Source organism: Micromonospora matsumotoense (assembly GCF_900091525.1).
In the GTDB taxonomy this organism is placed as follows: domain Bacteria; phylum Actinomycetota; class Actinomycetes; order Mycobacteriales; family Micromonosporaceae; genus Micromonospora; species Micromonospora matsumotoensis.
Genome location: NZ_FMCU01000005.1, coordinates 1 through 14,616, shown reverse-complemented (window position 1 = coordinate 14,616; position 14,616 = coordinate 1). Strand labels below are relative to the sequence as shown.

Genomic DNA, 14,616 nt, shown 5'->3' with positions numbered 1-14,616 from the left:
TTCTCAGCTGGCGGTCAGATCAGAACCGGATGTCGGGGCGATAGATGTCCAGCCAGGTACTCAGGTCGAGCACCCGCTCCATGCCGATGCGGACATCGATCGGCAGTGCGCCCGATGCGCGGGTGATGTTCTCCAGGTATTCGCGGTCGACCAGGTTGAACACAGGGCCGTCGGTCATGAGCAGGTCCTTGCACTGCTCGAGCAGGACGCCGGTGTACATCGGGTCGACCGTGGCTGGATAGGGGGCCTTCACTCGGTCGAGGACCGACCGGGGGAGCAGGTCGGCGGTCGCGGCGCGCAGCAGGCTCTTCTCCCGCCCGTCGAAGGTCTTCATCGACCACGGGGTGTTGTAGACGTACTCGACCAGCCGGTGGTCGCAGAACGGCACCCGGACCTCCAGCCCGACGGCCATGCTGACCCGGTCCTTGCGCTCCAGCAACATCCGGACGAAGCGGGTCAGATGTAGGTAGCACATCTCGCGCATCCGGAACTCATGGTCACTCTCACCGTCGACACGCTCGATCTCGGTGAGCGCTTCGGCGTACCGGGCACTGATGTAGCCCGGCAGGTCGAGGGCGGCAGTGATGTCGGCGTTAAACCGATCCGACACCTGCGCCTTCGCGCCGCTGATGAACACCGCCATCCAGGGGAAGGTCGCTGCTGCCTGTGCCTCCGGCTGGAAGAACCACCGGTAGCCGCCGAAGACCTCGTCGGCGGACTCGCCGGACAGTGCCACCGTGGAGTGCTGGCGGATCGCCTGGAACAGCAGGTACAGCGAGGTATCCATGTCACCGAGGCTGACTGGGCTGTCTCGCGCGGTGATCACCGCCCGCCGTACCGCCGGGTCGGCGATGGCCTGGTGGTTGAGCACCACTGACTCGTGCAGCGAGCCGACGTGCGCGCCCACCCCCCGTGCGTAGGGGGCGTCGTTGGTGGCACGCAGCTCGTCGGGGACGAAGTCGTTCTCGCGGCCGGTGAAGTCCACCGAGAAGCTGCGGACCTTCTCGCCGCGCTCGCCGAGCTTGGCGGCGGCGAGGGCGGTGATCACGCTCGAGTCCAGCCCACCGGACAGCAGGGTGCAGCGCGGCACATCGGAGACCAGTTGGCGCTCGACCACGTCTTTGAGTAACGATCGCACGTTGGCGATGGTGGTCTGCAGGTCGTCGGTGTGCGGGCGGCTTGGCAGCGTCCAATATCGGTGCTCGCGCAGGCCGGCGTGGTCGACGGTGACGACGCCCCCGGGCAGCACCTCGTTCATCCCGCACCAGATGGCGCTGCCCGGCGTCTGGGTGAAGCTGACGAGCTCCCGGATCCCCTCGAGGTCGACGGCGCGCTCGGCCAGGGCGTTGGCGAGGATCGCCTTGGGCTCGGAGCCGAAGAGCACCCCGTCATCGGTGCGGTAGTAGTAGAGCGGCTTGACGCCGAGCCGGTCACGGATCAGCACCAGCTTCTCGATCCGGGAGTCCCACACAGCGAAGGCGTACATCCCATTGAGCCGTTCGGCGACCGCCTCGCCCCATTCCAGGTAGCCGTGCAGCACCACCTCGGTGTCGCTGCGGGTCCGGAACCGGTGGCCACGGCGCCGTAGTTCGCCGCCCAGCTCGCCGAAGTTGTACACCTCACCGCTGTAGGTGATCGTCACCGTACCGTCGTCGGTCTGCACCGACATGGGCTGAACACCGCCCTCGACGTCGATGACGGCGAGCCTGCGGTGGCCGACCCCGGCGTGCCGGTCCAGGTGGACACCGCCCGCGTCCGGACCCCGGCAGGCCATGGTCGCCGTCATCGCGTCCAGATCGACCCGGTGCTGCGTCAGGTCACGGTGGTATGAGACCCAGCCCGCGATTCCACACATCTCGTCTACCTGCTTCTCTCGAACTCGCTGTCCGGGTGTGGTCAGGGTTGGAGGCGGCCGGACCGCCATCCGGTGCCGTCGCGGTCGAAGCGCAACCGGCGGTGCAACCGGCCCGGGTCGGACTGCCAGAACTCGATCGACTCGGGCTCCAGTAGGTAGCCCAGCCAGGCAGCCGGACGGGGCAGCGGCACACCGTCTTCGCCGAGCTTCCGGGCCCGCTCGCGCAACGCGTCCTCTTCGGTCAGGGGCGCGCTCTGCTGCGACGCCACCGACATCGGGTGGGCGGCGGCCGGCCGGGCCACCCACAGGGCGTCGGCCTCGTCGGCGCTCAGCGGGCCGGTCGGCCCGCTGACGACCACCTGGCGGGCTACCTCGCGCCAGTAGAAGACACCCGCCGCCCAGCGGTTCGCCGCCAACTCCCGACCCTTGCGGCTGTCGGCGTGACTGGCGAACACCAGTCCGGTGTCGCGGACAGCGAGCACCTGCACGATCCGGGTCGACGGGCGACCGTCGGTGTCTGCGGTCGCCAGTGCCAGGGCACCCGGCTCGCGTACGGCGTCGGCCCGCGCCGCGTCCAGCCAGGTACGGAGCAGGCCCATCGGCTCGTCGGGTGGAGTGTCGAACACGTCGACACCCAGGTGCTGCGTCGACGTACTCACGACGGGTTCCGGACGGGGCCGAAGGCCAACCCACGGTCGCCGGACTGCCCTGCGTGGATTCCTTCCACGATGGCCTCCACGTCGGTCAGGATCCGCACAGTGGGCGGGTACCCGATCAGCTCGGCGGCCCGGTTCGGCGGCATCGGCGCGGTCAGGTCGGCGTTGGCGTCCCACAGCATGACCGCGCCCCAGCGGTTGGTCTCGCGATCGGAGATCCAGAACTTGAGGCGCATGCCGTGCACCCGCTCCCACGGTTCGACACCCTCCTCACGCAGGTAGTCGCGCAGTGAGTCGATGGTCTGGGCGGACCCGGCAAGGTCCCACCAGGAGACGGCGGCTTTCATGCGTTCATGACCTCCTCGATTTGGGTCAGCGATGCCAGCAGATCGCCCAGCACGCGCTCGCCGTTCTGAGTGAGCACCGACTCCGGGTGGAACTGCACCGAGCTGAAGTGCGCTCCGCGTAGGGCGTGCACCTCACCGGTGGCGGGGTCGTGGCTGACGTGCACCTCGCCCGCCTCGGGACTGTGGAACTGCGCCATCCGTGCGTGCGCCACGAAGGAGTTGTAGAAGCCAACCCGTACCGGGGTGCCGAACAGGTCGATCTCGCGCTGGACGCCCTGGTTGGGTACGTCCCGGCGCCGCAACGGCAGGCCGAGGTGCCGGCACAGCAGTTGGTGGCTCAGGCACACCGCCAGGAACGGGGTACGCCGGGCGAGGAGTTGGCCGATCACCTCGGTGAGGTGTTCCATCCGCGGGTCGACGGTGTCGCGCGGGTCGCCGGGGCCGGGACCGAGGACGACGAGGTCGTGGTCGTCGAACCTGTGGTGGGCATCGGACTGGTGCACCTGCACCGTCAGTCCGAGCGCCCGCAACTGGTGGGCCAGCATCGAGCTGAAGGCGTCCTCGGCGTCGATGATCAAGGCTCGCCGCCCGGCAAGAGTCGGCTGCGGCCGGATGCGGGTCTCAGCGTCGCTGAGCCAGAAGCTCGCGATCGCCGTGTTCCGGCGGTCGAGCGCCTGCCGGATCAGTGGGTGCCCGTCGAGGCGTTCGCGGATGCCCAGCGCCGAGAGGACACCGGCGGCCTTGGTGTGGGTCTCGACGACCTCGGCGTCGGGATCGGAGTGCCGGACGAGCGTGGCGCCGACGCCGACCTCGACGCGGGCGCTGCCGTCGGTGTCCGAGGGAAGGATGTCAGCGGTGCGGATCATGATGGCGGCATCCAGGGCCCGCACGCCGTCGGCGTCCCGGCCGATCAGGGCGGCGATGCCGCCGTAGTATCCGCGGCCGTGCGGTTCGTAGCGGGCGATCACCCGGAAGGCGTTCTCCAGCGGACTGCCGGTCACGGTCGGGGCGAACATGGTCTCCCGAAGGATGTCCCGGGGGTCCAGACTGCTCGGGCCCTCGATGTTGTACTCGGTGTGCGCGAGCCACGCCATCTGTCGCAGGAACGGACCGACCACGCGGCCTCCGCCATCGCACACCCGAGCCATCATCTTGAGTTCCTCGTCGAGGACCATGTAAAGCTCGTCGGTCTCCTTGCCGTCGGTGAGGAAGTCGAGGATCTCCGACAGGACCGGTCCGGTCCTCGGGTAGCGGTAGGTGCCGCTGATCGGGGTCATTGCCGCCACCCCACCGCGCAGACTGACGTGCCGTTCCGGGGTGGCACCGACGAACGTCCGCGTGCCGGTGTGCACGAGGAAGGTCCAGTAAGCGCCGGTCTCCCGGGCGAGCAGCCGGCGGAAGAGGCTCAGCGCGGTGCGCGGAGAGTACCCGGTGACAGTGGTGACGTATGACCGCTTGATGACGAAGTTCGAGCCGGCGCCGGTGCTGATCTCGTTGGCGAGCACCGCACGCACGGTGTCGGCGTAGGCGCCATCCTCGGTGTCGAAGCCTCCGCCGGTGAGGCTGATCGGATCGTCCGGCAGGTGTTCGAAGGCTTCGGCCTTGGTCATTGAACCCTGCTCGGTCACCGACAGGGCGATCAAGGGTGACCCGTCCACGACGGCGGTGAATCCCCGCTCGGTGATCTGCTGGTGCGGAACCAGCACCAGCGTCTCGTGCAGGGCTTCGCCGCCCGGCGCGGCCCCGTGGAGCGGTACGTCGGCGAGTCGGGCGACAGTGCTGATCCGGCCACGCAGGATCTCCACCCGGTCGCCGCCCACCGACTCGGGGCGGTGCAGCAGGGCGAACGCGCCCCGACCGGGATCGATGAGCTGCTGAAGCAGGCGCGGCGCGTTCACGGGAAGACCCCCTCAGTGGTGGTGACCACCGAGCATCGAGCGGCCGCGTAGTCGAGCGTCAGCTGGTGATACTCAGCGGAGAAGTCACCGATGGCGTTGGCGACGAGGAAAGGCTGGATGTCGTTGGTGAACGCATCGAGGGCGGTGGCCAGTACCCCGACGTGCCCGTAGACCCCGCAGACGATGAGCTGGTCACGGCCCTGCTCGCGCAGCCGGGCCAGCAGATCCGAGCGGTGGAAAGCGCTGTAGCGCCACTTGGTGAGCACCTGGTCCGTCGGCCCGGGCGCGAGTTCGGTGACGATCTCCCGGTCGCCGGGCCGCACGCTCATGCCCGGACCCCAGATGTCCTTGAGTAGGCCGCGCTCCTGCTCGGTCATGCCTCCCGGTTGAGCTGTGTAGTAGGTCGGCACGCGGAGTTCGCCGCACCGCTCGCGTACCCGGACACAGTTGCCTACGAGCGGCTCACGCAACGATGGGGCGAACGGGCTGAGGAAGTAGCGCTGCATATCGTGCACGAGCAGCGCTGCCCGGCTGGGGTCAAGGGTCCATTGCGCGATGTTGGCGGGCAGGTCACCTGGGGTCGGAAGCGGATAGGCGGCGATCGGTGTCAAGCCCGGCACGGCTTCTCCTCAGCCTGTTTCGTCAGGACGTTCACACTCTCTCCCAACCTCGGACATCTCGACATTCGCTGGCTACTTCGGGTATGACCCGCAGTCGATTAGGCCGGTCAATCGGCGGCGGGCCACTTCCCGACATGCTTAGAGTGCGTGAGAGAGATGCGGTCAGCGGATGAGTTGATCAGCTGTGCGGCGGGTAGGGATTGTCCTGGATGTAAAGCCACGTGCCGTTCAGTTGCTGGCGAACGATGTCGTGAAAGTCTCCGGAGAAGCCCACCGGGTGACCTCGGGTCCATCTTATTCGAGCGTATAGATGTCCATCACGGACGCCGAGCGACCTATCACCGTGTTTCCGACGCGCGTTCCGCCGGCCTCCACGACCTGGAGTGGGGTTGACCTGGAAGATTGGGTCTGATCTGAACCACTCGCCGTAGAACGGCGAATGGCGGCAAGGCCGTGGATGACCGACCCGTCCCAGTCGATGATTACCGCCTCGCGCTCCTGGAGTGCGATGATCCCGTCGACGTCCTTCGCCACGATCCGCCGACCGAGGAGGGTGAGCAGCTCAGCGGGTATTTGGGCACCGACCTGGAGGGCGGCGACGCTAGGTACGGGCACCGGTGTGGCGGCCGCGGTCGGCGCGACGAATCCCGGCACCCGGGCGTGCGCCTCGTGTCCGGCGGAATGGTTGGCGTGGACCGGCTGTGGACTGTTCGTATCGGTCTGACCGTAGGCGGATTTGGCACCGAAGAGCGTGCCGGCGACCAGCCGAATACTGGCGGCACCAATGGGCAGCGTACGCTTGATTCCCGCCATGACTATCTCTCCCTAATCGGAAGGATTACCAGGGTTCGAGGCGCTCATATATGCGTCATTCGACGAACACGGCTCATGGTCGCCGGTTTGCCGTTCCGGCGTCCTGATGGCATTGATACAACAGCCCACATCTGGCCCTGTCAAGACACATTATGCTTCGAGTGGCGACAATATTTCAACATCATGAATCGTCCGGCAAGTGTTGTGCCGCCGAGTCATGCTTACTACCAGCAAGAACCCGAGTCTTCGAATTTCGCCTTCCGGAAGGATGCCCCCAAAACGCGCCGGCCCAAGTTGTGCACTACAGTTGCGGATCTTGGTCTCATGGCGGCCACCATGAGCTTTGCAACATTCCCGCCGCGCGGGTGATGCCACGTGTCGTGAACCGGCGGAATGCCGGATGGTGACGGTCCGGATAGAGCATAAATGGGTGCAATCGTCCGATCCGGACGGCGGTACGTCGTACTATTGCGGCCGGGCGGGAACGATGGCAGGGCCTCGCATCGCGAGGTGCTCGCCCTGGCATCCGCCAGGGCTGGTGTCGCGTCGTCGGACCTACGGCAGTTTGGCCCGACGCCAGCCAGATCGACCCGCAACTGACGTCTTATCAGCGCCTGGTCGGACACGCTGTCACGAAGTCCGACGGCCTCCTGAGCCGCTGCGGAGCGTGCAGCTCGCTGCACCTGCGCTCACCCCGAGGCGGCAAGCCGCGACCTGCCGGGGCTGCCGAGCAGGTGCGCGAGTATCGGACGGCGCTGCGTGTTGCACCGCGCGGAAGGCGTGAGCGACCATGCAGGTGGTGATCGTGTGATGCCAGGCCGTCCATGTGCGCACCTGGTGCTGGTCGAGGCCAATCAACTCGCCGCCAGTACGATTCGTCTGGACGGGACAGAATCGCCTCTCCGCGGCGCCGATGACGACGGACGCGGGCGTGCGACGGCGAGCGTGGGCCACGAAGTAGGCGACATCGTCGGGGTCGTTGACCGACCGCCGCACCATGAGCGACTGTGCGAATCCCCGGGTGGGAACCTCACCACCGACCAGCAGACTGCCGCCTAGCCCGACGAGTGCCCAGTCGTGCGAGCGTCCGGTCTCCCTGTTGGTCCGGCGATGCCAGTAGCTGTCGGCGATGTGGCCGAGTATCTGATCAGGGCCGGTCGCGGCGGCTTGCCTGGTCGCGCCGACCTTGATCAGTGGCAGCGTGGCCGGCACCGCCGCGATGTACGGCAGAGCGTGCTGAACACACCAGTCGCGGACCCGCGGATGCTGGGCGTATCCGTCATCGAGGCTGACCCAACTGAACGGCACCGCCGCACCGACTGCTTCGGCCAGCAGTTCGACTGCCTGGTCCGGTCGGGAGGCGTACGCGACGTTCGCGGGAATGCCCGCCTTCCTGCAGCGTGTCGAGTCGGCGATCCAGGTTCGCGGCAGGTGCAGGCGATGGCCGATATACGCCGTCCCGGACGGGGCGGCGTACGCCAGCATTACCGCGACCTGGCAGTTCTCGATCCGGTTAGTGATCGTGCAGTGCTGCGGCCCGACCCCGACTGATCTATCACCCCGCTTGATCACCTGGGCGTCGCGGATGACAAGCATGGCGTCCGGGTCGCCCAGGTGCTCGATCACGTAAGAGCGGACCTCGGCCTCCAAGGCGTCGGCGCTCCAAGCGCCCCGCGACAGCAGCGCCTGCATTCGGCCCGGATGGCTGTGCCCGGCCCGTTCGGACAAGGACCAGCAGTTCTTCTTCGGCAGATCCGACAGCAGTCCCTCGACCATGTCATGGAAGACGACGCGGGGCTCGGGGCGGGCGAACACGTGTCCTACACGATCCGTCAGTTGCCGTAGTCGCGGAGCCCAGCCGGGCGGCAGGCGGTTAGTCACCAGGTCACCCAATCTGCCAGCTACCGCGCCGGACGAGCCGGTACGAGCAGCAACCGTGGCGAGGTCGACTCAGGCGACGGCGGTACCTTCGAGCTTGACCATCTGGCCGGGAATCGCCAGGCGCGCCACCCCGAGCATCGTCGTGGTCGGTGCCACGCCTGCGGCCCCCAATCGACCAGCGAGCACGCCGTAGTGGGGGAACAACTGGTCGACGTCGGTGGTGTAGACGTTCAACCGGATGAGGTTCGCGAGGGTCATGCCCGCTTCCTTCAGCACGGCCTCCAGGTTGTCGACGCACAGCGCCAACTGCGCGGCGATATCGCCGTCGTGCTCGGGCTTGCCTTCCGGGCCCATCGCCGTCTGCCCGGAAACGTACAGCGTCCGGGTCTGACCAGAAACGATCTCACCCTGGTTAAAACCCATCTCGAGCGACCAGTTCACCGGGTTGACCGCGATGCGCTCTACTGCCACAGTTTCTCCCTTGATCCATTGAGGACGGACTCGGCCTGCGACCCGAGCAGACGGCACTACGAGCTCCTGCGGACGAGTGTCACAAGAAATCATGACATCCTTGGTCATGTATTCCGACGCAGTCGCTCGCTAGAGTCACCTCGTGCGCGCCGATCGGCTTGTCTCGCTGACGTTGCTCCTCCGCCAGCGAGGTCAACTGACCGTCGACACCCTGGCTCGAGAACTCGAGGTCTCCACGCGAACGGTGCTGCGCGACATCGAAGCCCTGTCCGCCGCCGGTGTGCCCGTCTACACCGAGCGTGGCCGCCACGGAGGCGTCGCCCTGCTGCCCGGCTTTCGCGCCGAGCTCACCGGCCTCAACCACGACGAAACGCTGGCCCTGGTGACCGCCGCCTCCGCACGTGGCGAACAAGTCTTCGGTCTCGGCGCCGCACTCTCCTCGGCCATCCGCAAGGTCGTGGACGCGCTGCCCGACCGTCACCGGGTCACCGTCAGCGACGCAGCGCAGCGGCTACTCGTGGAGCCAGAGACCGACCTACTTTCCCGCCGACAGGTCCCCAAGGATGTTCCTGACACCACCATGCTGGAAGTCCGGCGCGCCGTGGTCGCCGGAAACCGGCTGCGCATTCACTACGCAGCACGTGACCAGAACCCACAGTGGCGCACGGTCGACCCAGTAGGCCTAGTGACCGTCCGCGACCGGATGTACCTGCTCGCGACCCGCGACGGCGAGGACCGCACCTACCGGCTATCGCGAGTGCTGGCTGCTGAGGAACTCGCCGAGCGGGCGCAACGCACCGATCAGGTCGACCTCGACCTGATTTGGAAGCAACGGTGCGTGCGGTTCCTGTCTGCCGACCACATTGCCGTGTCGGTCAGGGTCGCCCCGACATGGCGCGAGGAACTGCTGGCCAGCGCCGTGGCCGTTCGAGCCGAAGAGCCCGACACTGGCGGCTGGCTGCGCCTCAACGTTATCTTCGAGAACTTGCGACACGCCATCTGGGCCGTGTGGCAACTCGGCGACGACGCGGAGGCGCTTTCCCCGCCCTCCCTACGAGTTGCTCTAAGCCGCCGGGCGGCGACGATCGCCAACCTCTATGACGAATCCTCGCCGCCTGCCTTACTCTCCTTGGGAGGTGAGGATCGTTCTGTCTGAACGTGAGGAGAGGTGAGCGGCCGCGACGGGTCGTCTCGGACGAACTCTGGGGCGAGATCGCGCCGCTGCTGCCGCCACGACCACCACGGCGACACCGTTACCCGGGCCGTAAGCCCCTCGAAGATCACAAGGTGTTGTGCGGGATCCGGTTCGTGCTCATACCGCTGCTGTGGGCGGTGGAATCCGGCACCCTTGCATCCTGCCCCGCCCGGGGGCGCAGCTGTGGGAGGTGCCACGGATGTGACATCGATTCGCCCCGGCTGACGTTGCGACCGTCGTGGGCTGCCCCAGCGGCATATGCCGACCAGTCAGGTCGCCAGGCCGCGACGCAGCGAGGTGTACGTCGATGCCGACATCACGGCCGACTGCTGTTCGTTGACGAACGTGCCCTGGCCGGGCCGGCCGGTGACCAGGTTCTCCTGCTCCATCTGCCGGTACACCTTGGCGACGGTGTTCGGATTGATCGCCAGGTCCTCGACCACCTCGCGGATGAGCGGGAGGCGGTCGCCGGGTTGGAGGAAGCCCAGCAGCACCGCCTGGCGGACTTGCTGCACGGGTTGCAGGTACGACGGCACGCCGGACTTGGGTGTCGAGCGGGAAGACGAACACGGAAGCCCCTCACTGCTTCACCAGGACGATAGTGACGCAGTGATTCGGCGGTCAGGGGAGTCGACACGCCCGCACCTTCGAGGCGACCCACCGGTGGTGGATACCCGACCGAAGGGCACGCGGTCACCCGTTGCGCGTGTGCGCCGTGACGATCAAAAGTCCACTGTGGACTTACGCTATGCTCTCCGCTCGGGCTGGCCGGGCCGAGCGGCGTATGCGGTGCAAATGGCCGTCGAGGCCGCCCACAGACCCGGGTTGACCTGCGGCGACTCCCCGCATTCGGGGGCGGCTCCCCGCCTCCGCCACGCCGAGAAGGACCGAGGCAGATGTACGACGCAATCGTGATCGGCGCCCGCTGTTCGGGTGCGTCCACCGCACTGCTGCTCGCCCGGCAGGGCCACCGGGTGCTGGTGGTGGACCGCGCCTCGTTCCCCAGCGACGTCATCTCGACACACTTCCTCTGGCCGCACGGGATGTCCTACCTCAACCGGTGGGGGCTGTTGGGCGAGGTCCTCGCGGTCACCCCGGCGCACACCACGGTCGAGGTGGTCAACGACGGCATCTCGCTGACCGGCTCGGTGCCGGTCGAGCTGCTGCGGGAGTACTTCCGGGACCTGCACGGCGACGATTCCGGCGTGGTGCAGAGCTACGCCTCGGTGCGCCGTCGGGTGCTCGACCAGATCCTGATCGACGCGGCGACCGGGGCCGGTGCCGAGGTGCGCACCGGTTTCACCGTCCGGGAGCTGATCGTGGAGGACGGGCAGGTCGTCGGCATCCGGGGGCGCACCGCCGACGGGGAACCGGTCGAGGAACGCGCCCGGATCGTCATCGGCGCCGACGGCCGCAACTCGTTCGTCGCCCGTACCCTCGCGCTGCCGAAGTACGACGAGCGGCCCCGCTGCACGTTCGCGTACTGGAGCTACTGGTCCGGTTTCGATCTGGGCCCGGCGCAGCTGCACCGGCGCGGCCGGCTGGCCTGCGCGGTGGTGCCGACCAACTTCGACCAGAACATGGTCCTGGTCTGGGGGCCGAGTGAGTGGTCGCGGGAGTTCCGCGCCGACGTGCCGGGCAACTACCAGAAGGCGCTGGACTTCGTCAGCCCGGAGCTGGGCGAGATGGTACGGGCCAAGGGGACCCGGGAGGAGCGCATCTACGGCACCCTGGACCAGTCGGCCTTCCTCCGGCCCCTGCACGGGCCCGGCTGGGTGCTCGTCGGTGACGCCGAGTCGGCCAAGGACCAGTGCACCGCGATCGGCATGACCCACGCCTTCCGCGACGCGGAACTGGTCAGCGCCGCGCTGGACCGGTGGCTGCGCGGCGACGTGTCGATCGACGAGGCGATGACCGCCTACGGGGACCGCCGCCGCAGCCAGAATGCCGCCGCCTACCACGACTACGTCTGCACCCTCGCCGAGATGCGACCGTACCGGCACGACGAGTTGCAGTTGTTCGTCGCGTTGCGGGGCAACCAGCAGGAGACCGACCGGTTCATCGCCACGCACGCCGACGTCGCGCCGGTGTCGGAGTTCTTCCAGGCGTCCAATCTCTTCCTGCTCAACGACGCCGCGAAGGAGTCCTCCGCCGACCACGCGGTCTTCGCCGACTTCGCCGAGACGTCCCGCTCCTACCAGCAGAACATGTTCGCCTGATGACGCCACCGGGAGACGACACCGTGACCATCGACCTGGACCAGCGTGAAGACGGCGAACTGATCGGGATCATCCTGGCGGCGGCCCGGCGTGGGGACTTCGAGACCATGGCGCGTACCGCGTCGGAGGTCTCCGAGATGACCCGGAACTGGGTCACCCACATCCCGTGGGACGACCTCGCCTCCCTCGACGGCGCCGACGACGAGCTGGCCCGGGTCGTCGAGGAGCTGACCGGGATGTGGGAGCCGGCCCACCTGCGCAATCCCGTCGACCCCGACGAGGAGTACGCGCTGGACAAGAACGCGTACGACTTCTACCGGCCCGCCGGGCGCAACCTGCTGACCCGTACCGAGGACTTCTACGACTGGGTGCAGGCCCGCCGCCGCACCGAGACGTGGCAGTACTCCCGGGTGCTGGAGGCGGCGCCGGACAGCGTCGCCCAGATCACCAACGACCTGGGCCGGCGGGCCCGGGGCATCAACTTCAACTCGCAGGACTACCTGTCGTTCAACACCCATCCGGGGATCCGGGAGGCGGCGGCGAAGGCGATGCACGACTACGGGCCGCACAGCGCCGGCTCGCCGATGGTGCTCGGCAACACCCGGATCTCCGACGACCTGGAGGCGGCCCTCGGCGACCTGGTCGGGCTGGAGCACGTGACGCTCTTCCCGACCGGCTGGGCGGCCGGTTTCGGGGCGGTCGTCGGTCTGGTGCGGCAGTCGGACCACATCCTGATCGACCGGCTGGCCCACTCCTGCCTCCAGCAGGGGGCGCGGGCGGCCACCCGGAACGTGGTCCGCTACGAGCACCTCAACGTGGAGGCGGTCCGCCGGCACCTGACCGAGATTCGGGCCACCGACACCCGCAACGGCATCCTGGTGGTCACCGACGGGCTCTTCTCGGTGGACGCGGACTGGCCGGACCTGGTCACCCTGCAACGGGTCTGCCGGGAACACGACGCCACGCTGCTCGTCGACGTGGCGCACGACCTGGGCTCGATGGGGCCGGGCGGCACGGGTGTGCTGGGGATGCAGGGCCTGCTCGGTGAGGTCGACATCGTGATGGGGGCCTTCTCCAAGACGTTCTGCTCCAACGGCGGCTTCGTGGCGTCCCGCTCACCGGCCCTGAAGCAGTACGTGAAGATGTTCGGCGGCTCGCACTTCTTCTCCAACGCGCTGTCGCCGGTGCAGACCGCCGTGGTGCGGGAGGCCGCCCGGATCATCCGGTCGGCCGAGGGGGACGCGCTGCGGGCCCGGCTCTTCACCGCGATCCACGCCCTCCGCGACGAGCTGACCGGCCGGGGCCTGACCTGCATGGGTGAGCCGTCCCCGATCGTGCCGCTGTTGATCGGCAACGAGAAGCTGGCGCGGACGGCGAACCGGCTGCTCTTCGACCGGGGGGTGCTGGCGTTCATGGTCGAGTTCCCGGTGACCCCGACCGGCTCGTCCCGGTTCCGGCTCCAGGTGCAGGCCGGGCACCGGCCCGAGGAGGCGCGTGAGGCGGCCCGGATCATCGAGGGCGCCCTCGCCGACTCCCGGGCCTACCTGTCCAGCGCCTTCGGCAGCGCGCCCCGCTGACGGGTTTCCTGCCGATCCGCACCTGGCCCACTATGGCGTAGCGTGGCGATCCGGTTGCCGTGCGGAGGTGAGAGGCGTGCCATCACGCAGATCCAGGCGAGCGAAGGGCCAGCGGAAGTCGGCGGAGCCGCAGCCGACACCAGCAGCGCCTCGGGGGCCGCAGCCGCCGCCGGCCCCGCCGCAGGAGCCGGAGCCGCCGCCTGCGCGGCCGCCGGCGGCGGCCACGCCGCAGCCTCCGTCGGACGAACAGCCGGATGCCCCGGTTGACCGGTCCACCCGGCGGAAGCTGCTGTTGGCGGCGGGTGGGGCGGCGGCCAGCGCGGTGATCGGCACGGTGATCGGCGCGGTCGCCAACCGGATCACCTCCTCGGAGCAGGCGGTACGGGACGACCGTGCGGTCGAGCAGGCCAAACGGACGGACGCTCAGCGCAAGCCGCCGATCGCGGCCAACGCCTACTACTACAACCGTTCCGACGAGGCGGTGGCCTGGGTCCTGCCCGCGCCGTTGACCAGCGACCAGCGGCAGGAACTCCTCACCGGGTGGCAGCGGTCGGCCGACGGCGAGGGGCCGGACAGCCTCCCGGGCGTCGTGCACGGGGTGGTGCGCTTCACCGACGCCCGTCTCACCCGACTGCTCACCCGGATCCGGATCTCCGCGGTCGGCCAGTGGACCGGTCCGGTGTTCGTCAGGCAGATCCGCGCCCGGGTGCTCAAGCGCTCCGCGCCGATGTCCGGCACATTGATCTTCCAGGGCAGCCAGGGCGACGGCGAACCCCTGAGAGGACGTCTGATTCACGTATTTTGTGTGTGTTGTGGTTGTGGGGGTTCTCGCCAGGTTGGGGTGGTTTCGGTGGTGAGGCGTTTGGCGAGGTTGTCGATCATGGCGAGGGTGATCATGCTGGCGGAGTTGTGGGGTCGGGTTTCGTAGTCGCGGACGAGTCGGCGGTGGTGCATGAGCCAGCCGATGGTGCGTTCGACGACCCATCGGCGTTTGACGACGCTGAAGCCCTTGATCTGTGGGTCTTTGGTGACGATCTCGACGTCGACGCCGAGGTGGGCGCCGTGTTCGACGACACGGTTCTTG

Annotated in this window: 13 protein-coding genes; 3 read left to right on the top strand and 10 right to left on the bottom strand. The window is 68.1% G+C overall.

What is annotated here, in order from left to right:
• Positions 1-19: 19 nt before the first annotated feature.
• The 8 genes from asnB to GA0070216_RS11960 form a co-directional block, all read right to left on the bottom strand.
• Complete coding sequence (asnB, locus tag GA0070216_RS11995; RefSeq protein ID WP_091244064.1) at positions 20-1,855, bottom strand: asparagine synthase (glutamine-hydrolyzing); 1,836 nt, start codon at positions 1,853-1,855, stop codon at positions 20-22.
• 41 nt (positions 1,856-1,896) lie between these two features.
• A complete protein-coding gene (gene phzG / locus GA0070216_RS11990; RefSeq protein WP_218108186.1) occupies positions 1,897-2,514 on the bottom strand; it encodes a phenazine biosynthesis FMN-dependent oxidase PhzG in 618 nt (205 codons plus the stop codon).
• A complete protein-coding gene (locus GA0070216_RS11985) occupies positions 2,511-2,858 on the bottom strand; it encodes a hypothetical protein (RefSeq protein ID WP_091244061.1) in 348 nt (115 codons plus the stop codon). Before GA0070216_RS11985 ends, phzG begins: the two co-directional genes overlap by 4 nt.
• A complete protein-coding gene (locus GA0070216_RS11980) occupies positions 2,855-4,756 on the bottom strand; it encodes an anthranilate synthase family protein (protein WP_091244057.1) in 1,902 nt (633 codons plus the stop codon). Before GA0070216_RS11980 ends, GA0070216_RS11985 begins: the two co-directional genes overlap by 4 nt.
• Positions 4,753-5,376 carry an isochorismatase family protein gene (locus tag GA0070216_RS11975; protein WP_091244053.1) on the bottom strand — a complete coding sequence of 208 codons (624 nt, stop codon included), beginning with the start codon at positions 5,374-5,376 and terminating at the stop codon, positions 4,753-4,755. The genes GA0070216_RS11980 and GA0070216_RS11975 overlap by 4 nt, the downstream gene beginning before the upstream one ends.
• Before the next feature lie 294 nt (positions 5,377-5,670).
• Positions 5,671-6,189, bottom strand: a complete 519-nt coding sequence (locus GA0070216_RS11970) for a hypothetical protein (RefSeq protein WP_091244049.1) — start codon at positions 6,187-6,189, stop codon at positions 5,671-5,673.
• A 630-nt stretch (positions 6,190-6,819) separates the two neighbouring features.
• Positions 6,820-8,073 carry an IS701 family transposase gene (locus GA0070216_RS11965; RefSeq protein ID WP_425413152.1) on the bottom strand — a complete coding sequence of 418 codons (1,254 nt, stop codon included), beginning with the start codon at positions 8,071-8,073 and terminating at the stop codon, positions 6,820-6,822.
• Positions 8,074-8,139: 66 nt separating this feature from the next.
• Complete coding sequence (locus tag GA0070216_RS11960; RefSeq protein ID WP_245722454.1) at positions 8,140-8,541, bottom strand: RidA family protein; 402 nt, start codon at positions 8,539-8,541, stop codon at positions 8,140-8,142.
• 142 nt (positions 8,542-8,683) lie between these two features.
• Here GA0070216_RS11960 and GA0070216_RS11955 point away from each other — a divergent pair, with 142 nt between their 5' ends.
• Positions 8,684-9,697 carry a helix-turn-helix transcriptional regulator gene (locus tag GA0070216_RS11955; protein WP_091244043.1) on the top strand — a complete coding sequence of 338 codons (1,014 nt, stop codon included), beginning with the start codon at positions 8,684-8,686 and terminating at the stop codon, positions 9,695-9,697.
• Positions 9,698-10,005: 308 nt separating this feature from the next.
• On the opposite strand, the gene GA0070216_RS11950 is transcribed toward GA0070216_RS11955, so the two are convergent.
• Positions 10,006-10,251 carry a GntR family transcriptional regulator gene (locus GA0070216_RS11950; RefSeq protein ID WP_245722453.1) on the bottom strand — a complete coding sequence of 82 codons (246 nt, stop codon included), beginning with the start codon at positions 10,249-10,251 and terminating at the stop codon, positions 10,006-10,008.
• 381 nt (positions 10,252-10,632) lie between these two features.
• Here GA0070216_RS11950 and GA0070216_RS11945 point away from each other — a divergent pair, with 381 nt between their 5' ends.
• A complete protein-coding gene (locus GA0070216_RS11945) occupies positions 10,633-11,955 on the top strand; it encodes an NAD(P)/FAD-dependent oxidoreductase (protein ID WP_091244040.1) in 1,323 nt (440 codons plus the stop codon).
• On the top strand, positions 11,955-13,532 hold the full coding sequence (locus GA0070216_RS11940; RefSeq protein WP_091244036.1) for an aminotransferase class I/II-fold pyridoxal phosphate-dependent enzyme: 1,578 nt from the start codon (positions 11,955-11,957) through the stop codon (positions 13,530-13,532). The genes GA0070216_RS11945 and GA0070216_RS11940 overlap by 1 nt, the downstream gene beginning before the upstream one ends.
• Positions 13,533-14,324: 792 nt before the next feature.
• Here the strand turns inward: GA0070216_RS11940 and GA0070216_RS11930 are convergent.
• On the bottom strand, positions 14,325-14,616 hold a 292-nt coding region (locus tag GA0070216_RS11930), incomplete at its 5' end, for a transposase (protein ID WP_141723060.1).

What these genes read in the sequence shown, in the direction of transcription:
- GA0070216_RS11945 (WP_091244040.1), top strand. Translation starts at nt 10,633, where the DNA reads ATGTACGACGCAATCGTGATCGGCGCCCGCTGTTCGGGTGCGTCCACC.
- GA0070216_RS11940 (WP_091244036.1), top strand. Translation starts at nt 11,955, where the DNA reads ATGACGCCACCGGGAGACGACACCGTGACCATCGACCTGGACCAGCGT.
- asnB (WP_091244064.1), bottom strand. Translation starts at nt 1,855, where the DNA reads ATGTGTGGAATCGCGGGCTGGGTCTCATACCACCGTGACCTGACGCAG.
- GA0070216_RS11985 (WP_091244061.1), bottom strand. Translation starts at nt 2,858, where the DNA reads ATGAAAGCCGCCGTCTCCTGGTGGGACCTTGCCGGGTCCGCCCAGACC.
- GA0070216_RS11970 (WP_091244049.1), bottom strand. Translation starts at nt 6,189, where the DNA reads ATGGCGGGAATCAAGCGTACGCTGCCCATTGGTGCCGCCAGTATTCGG.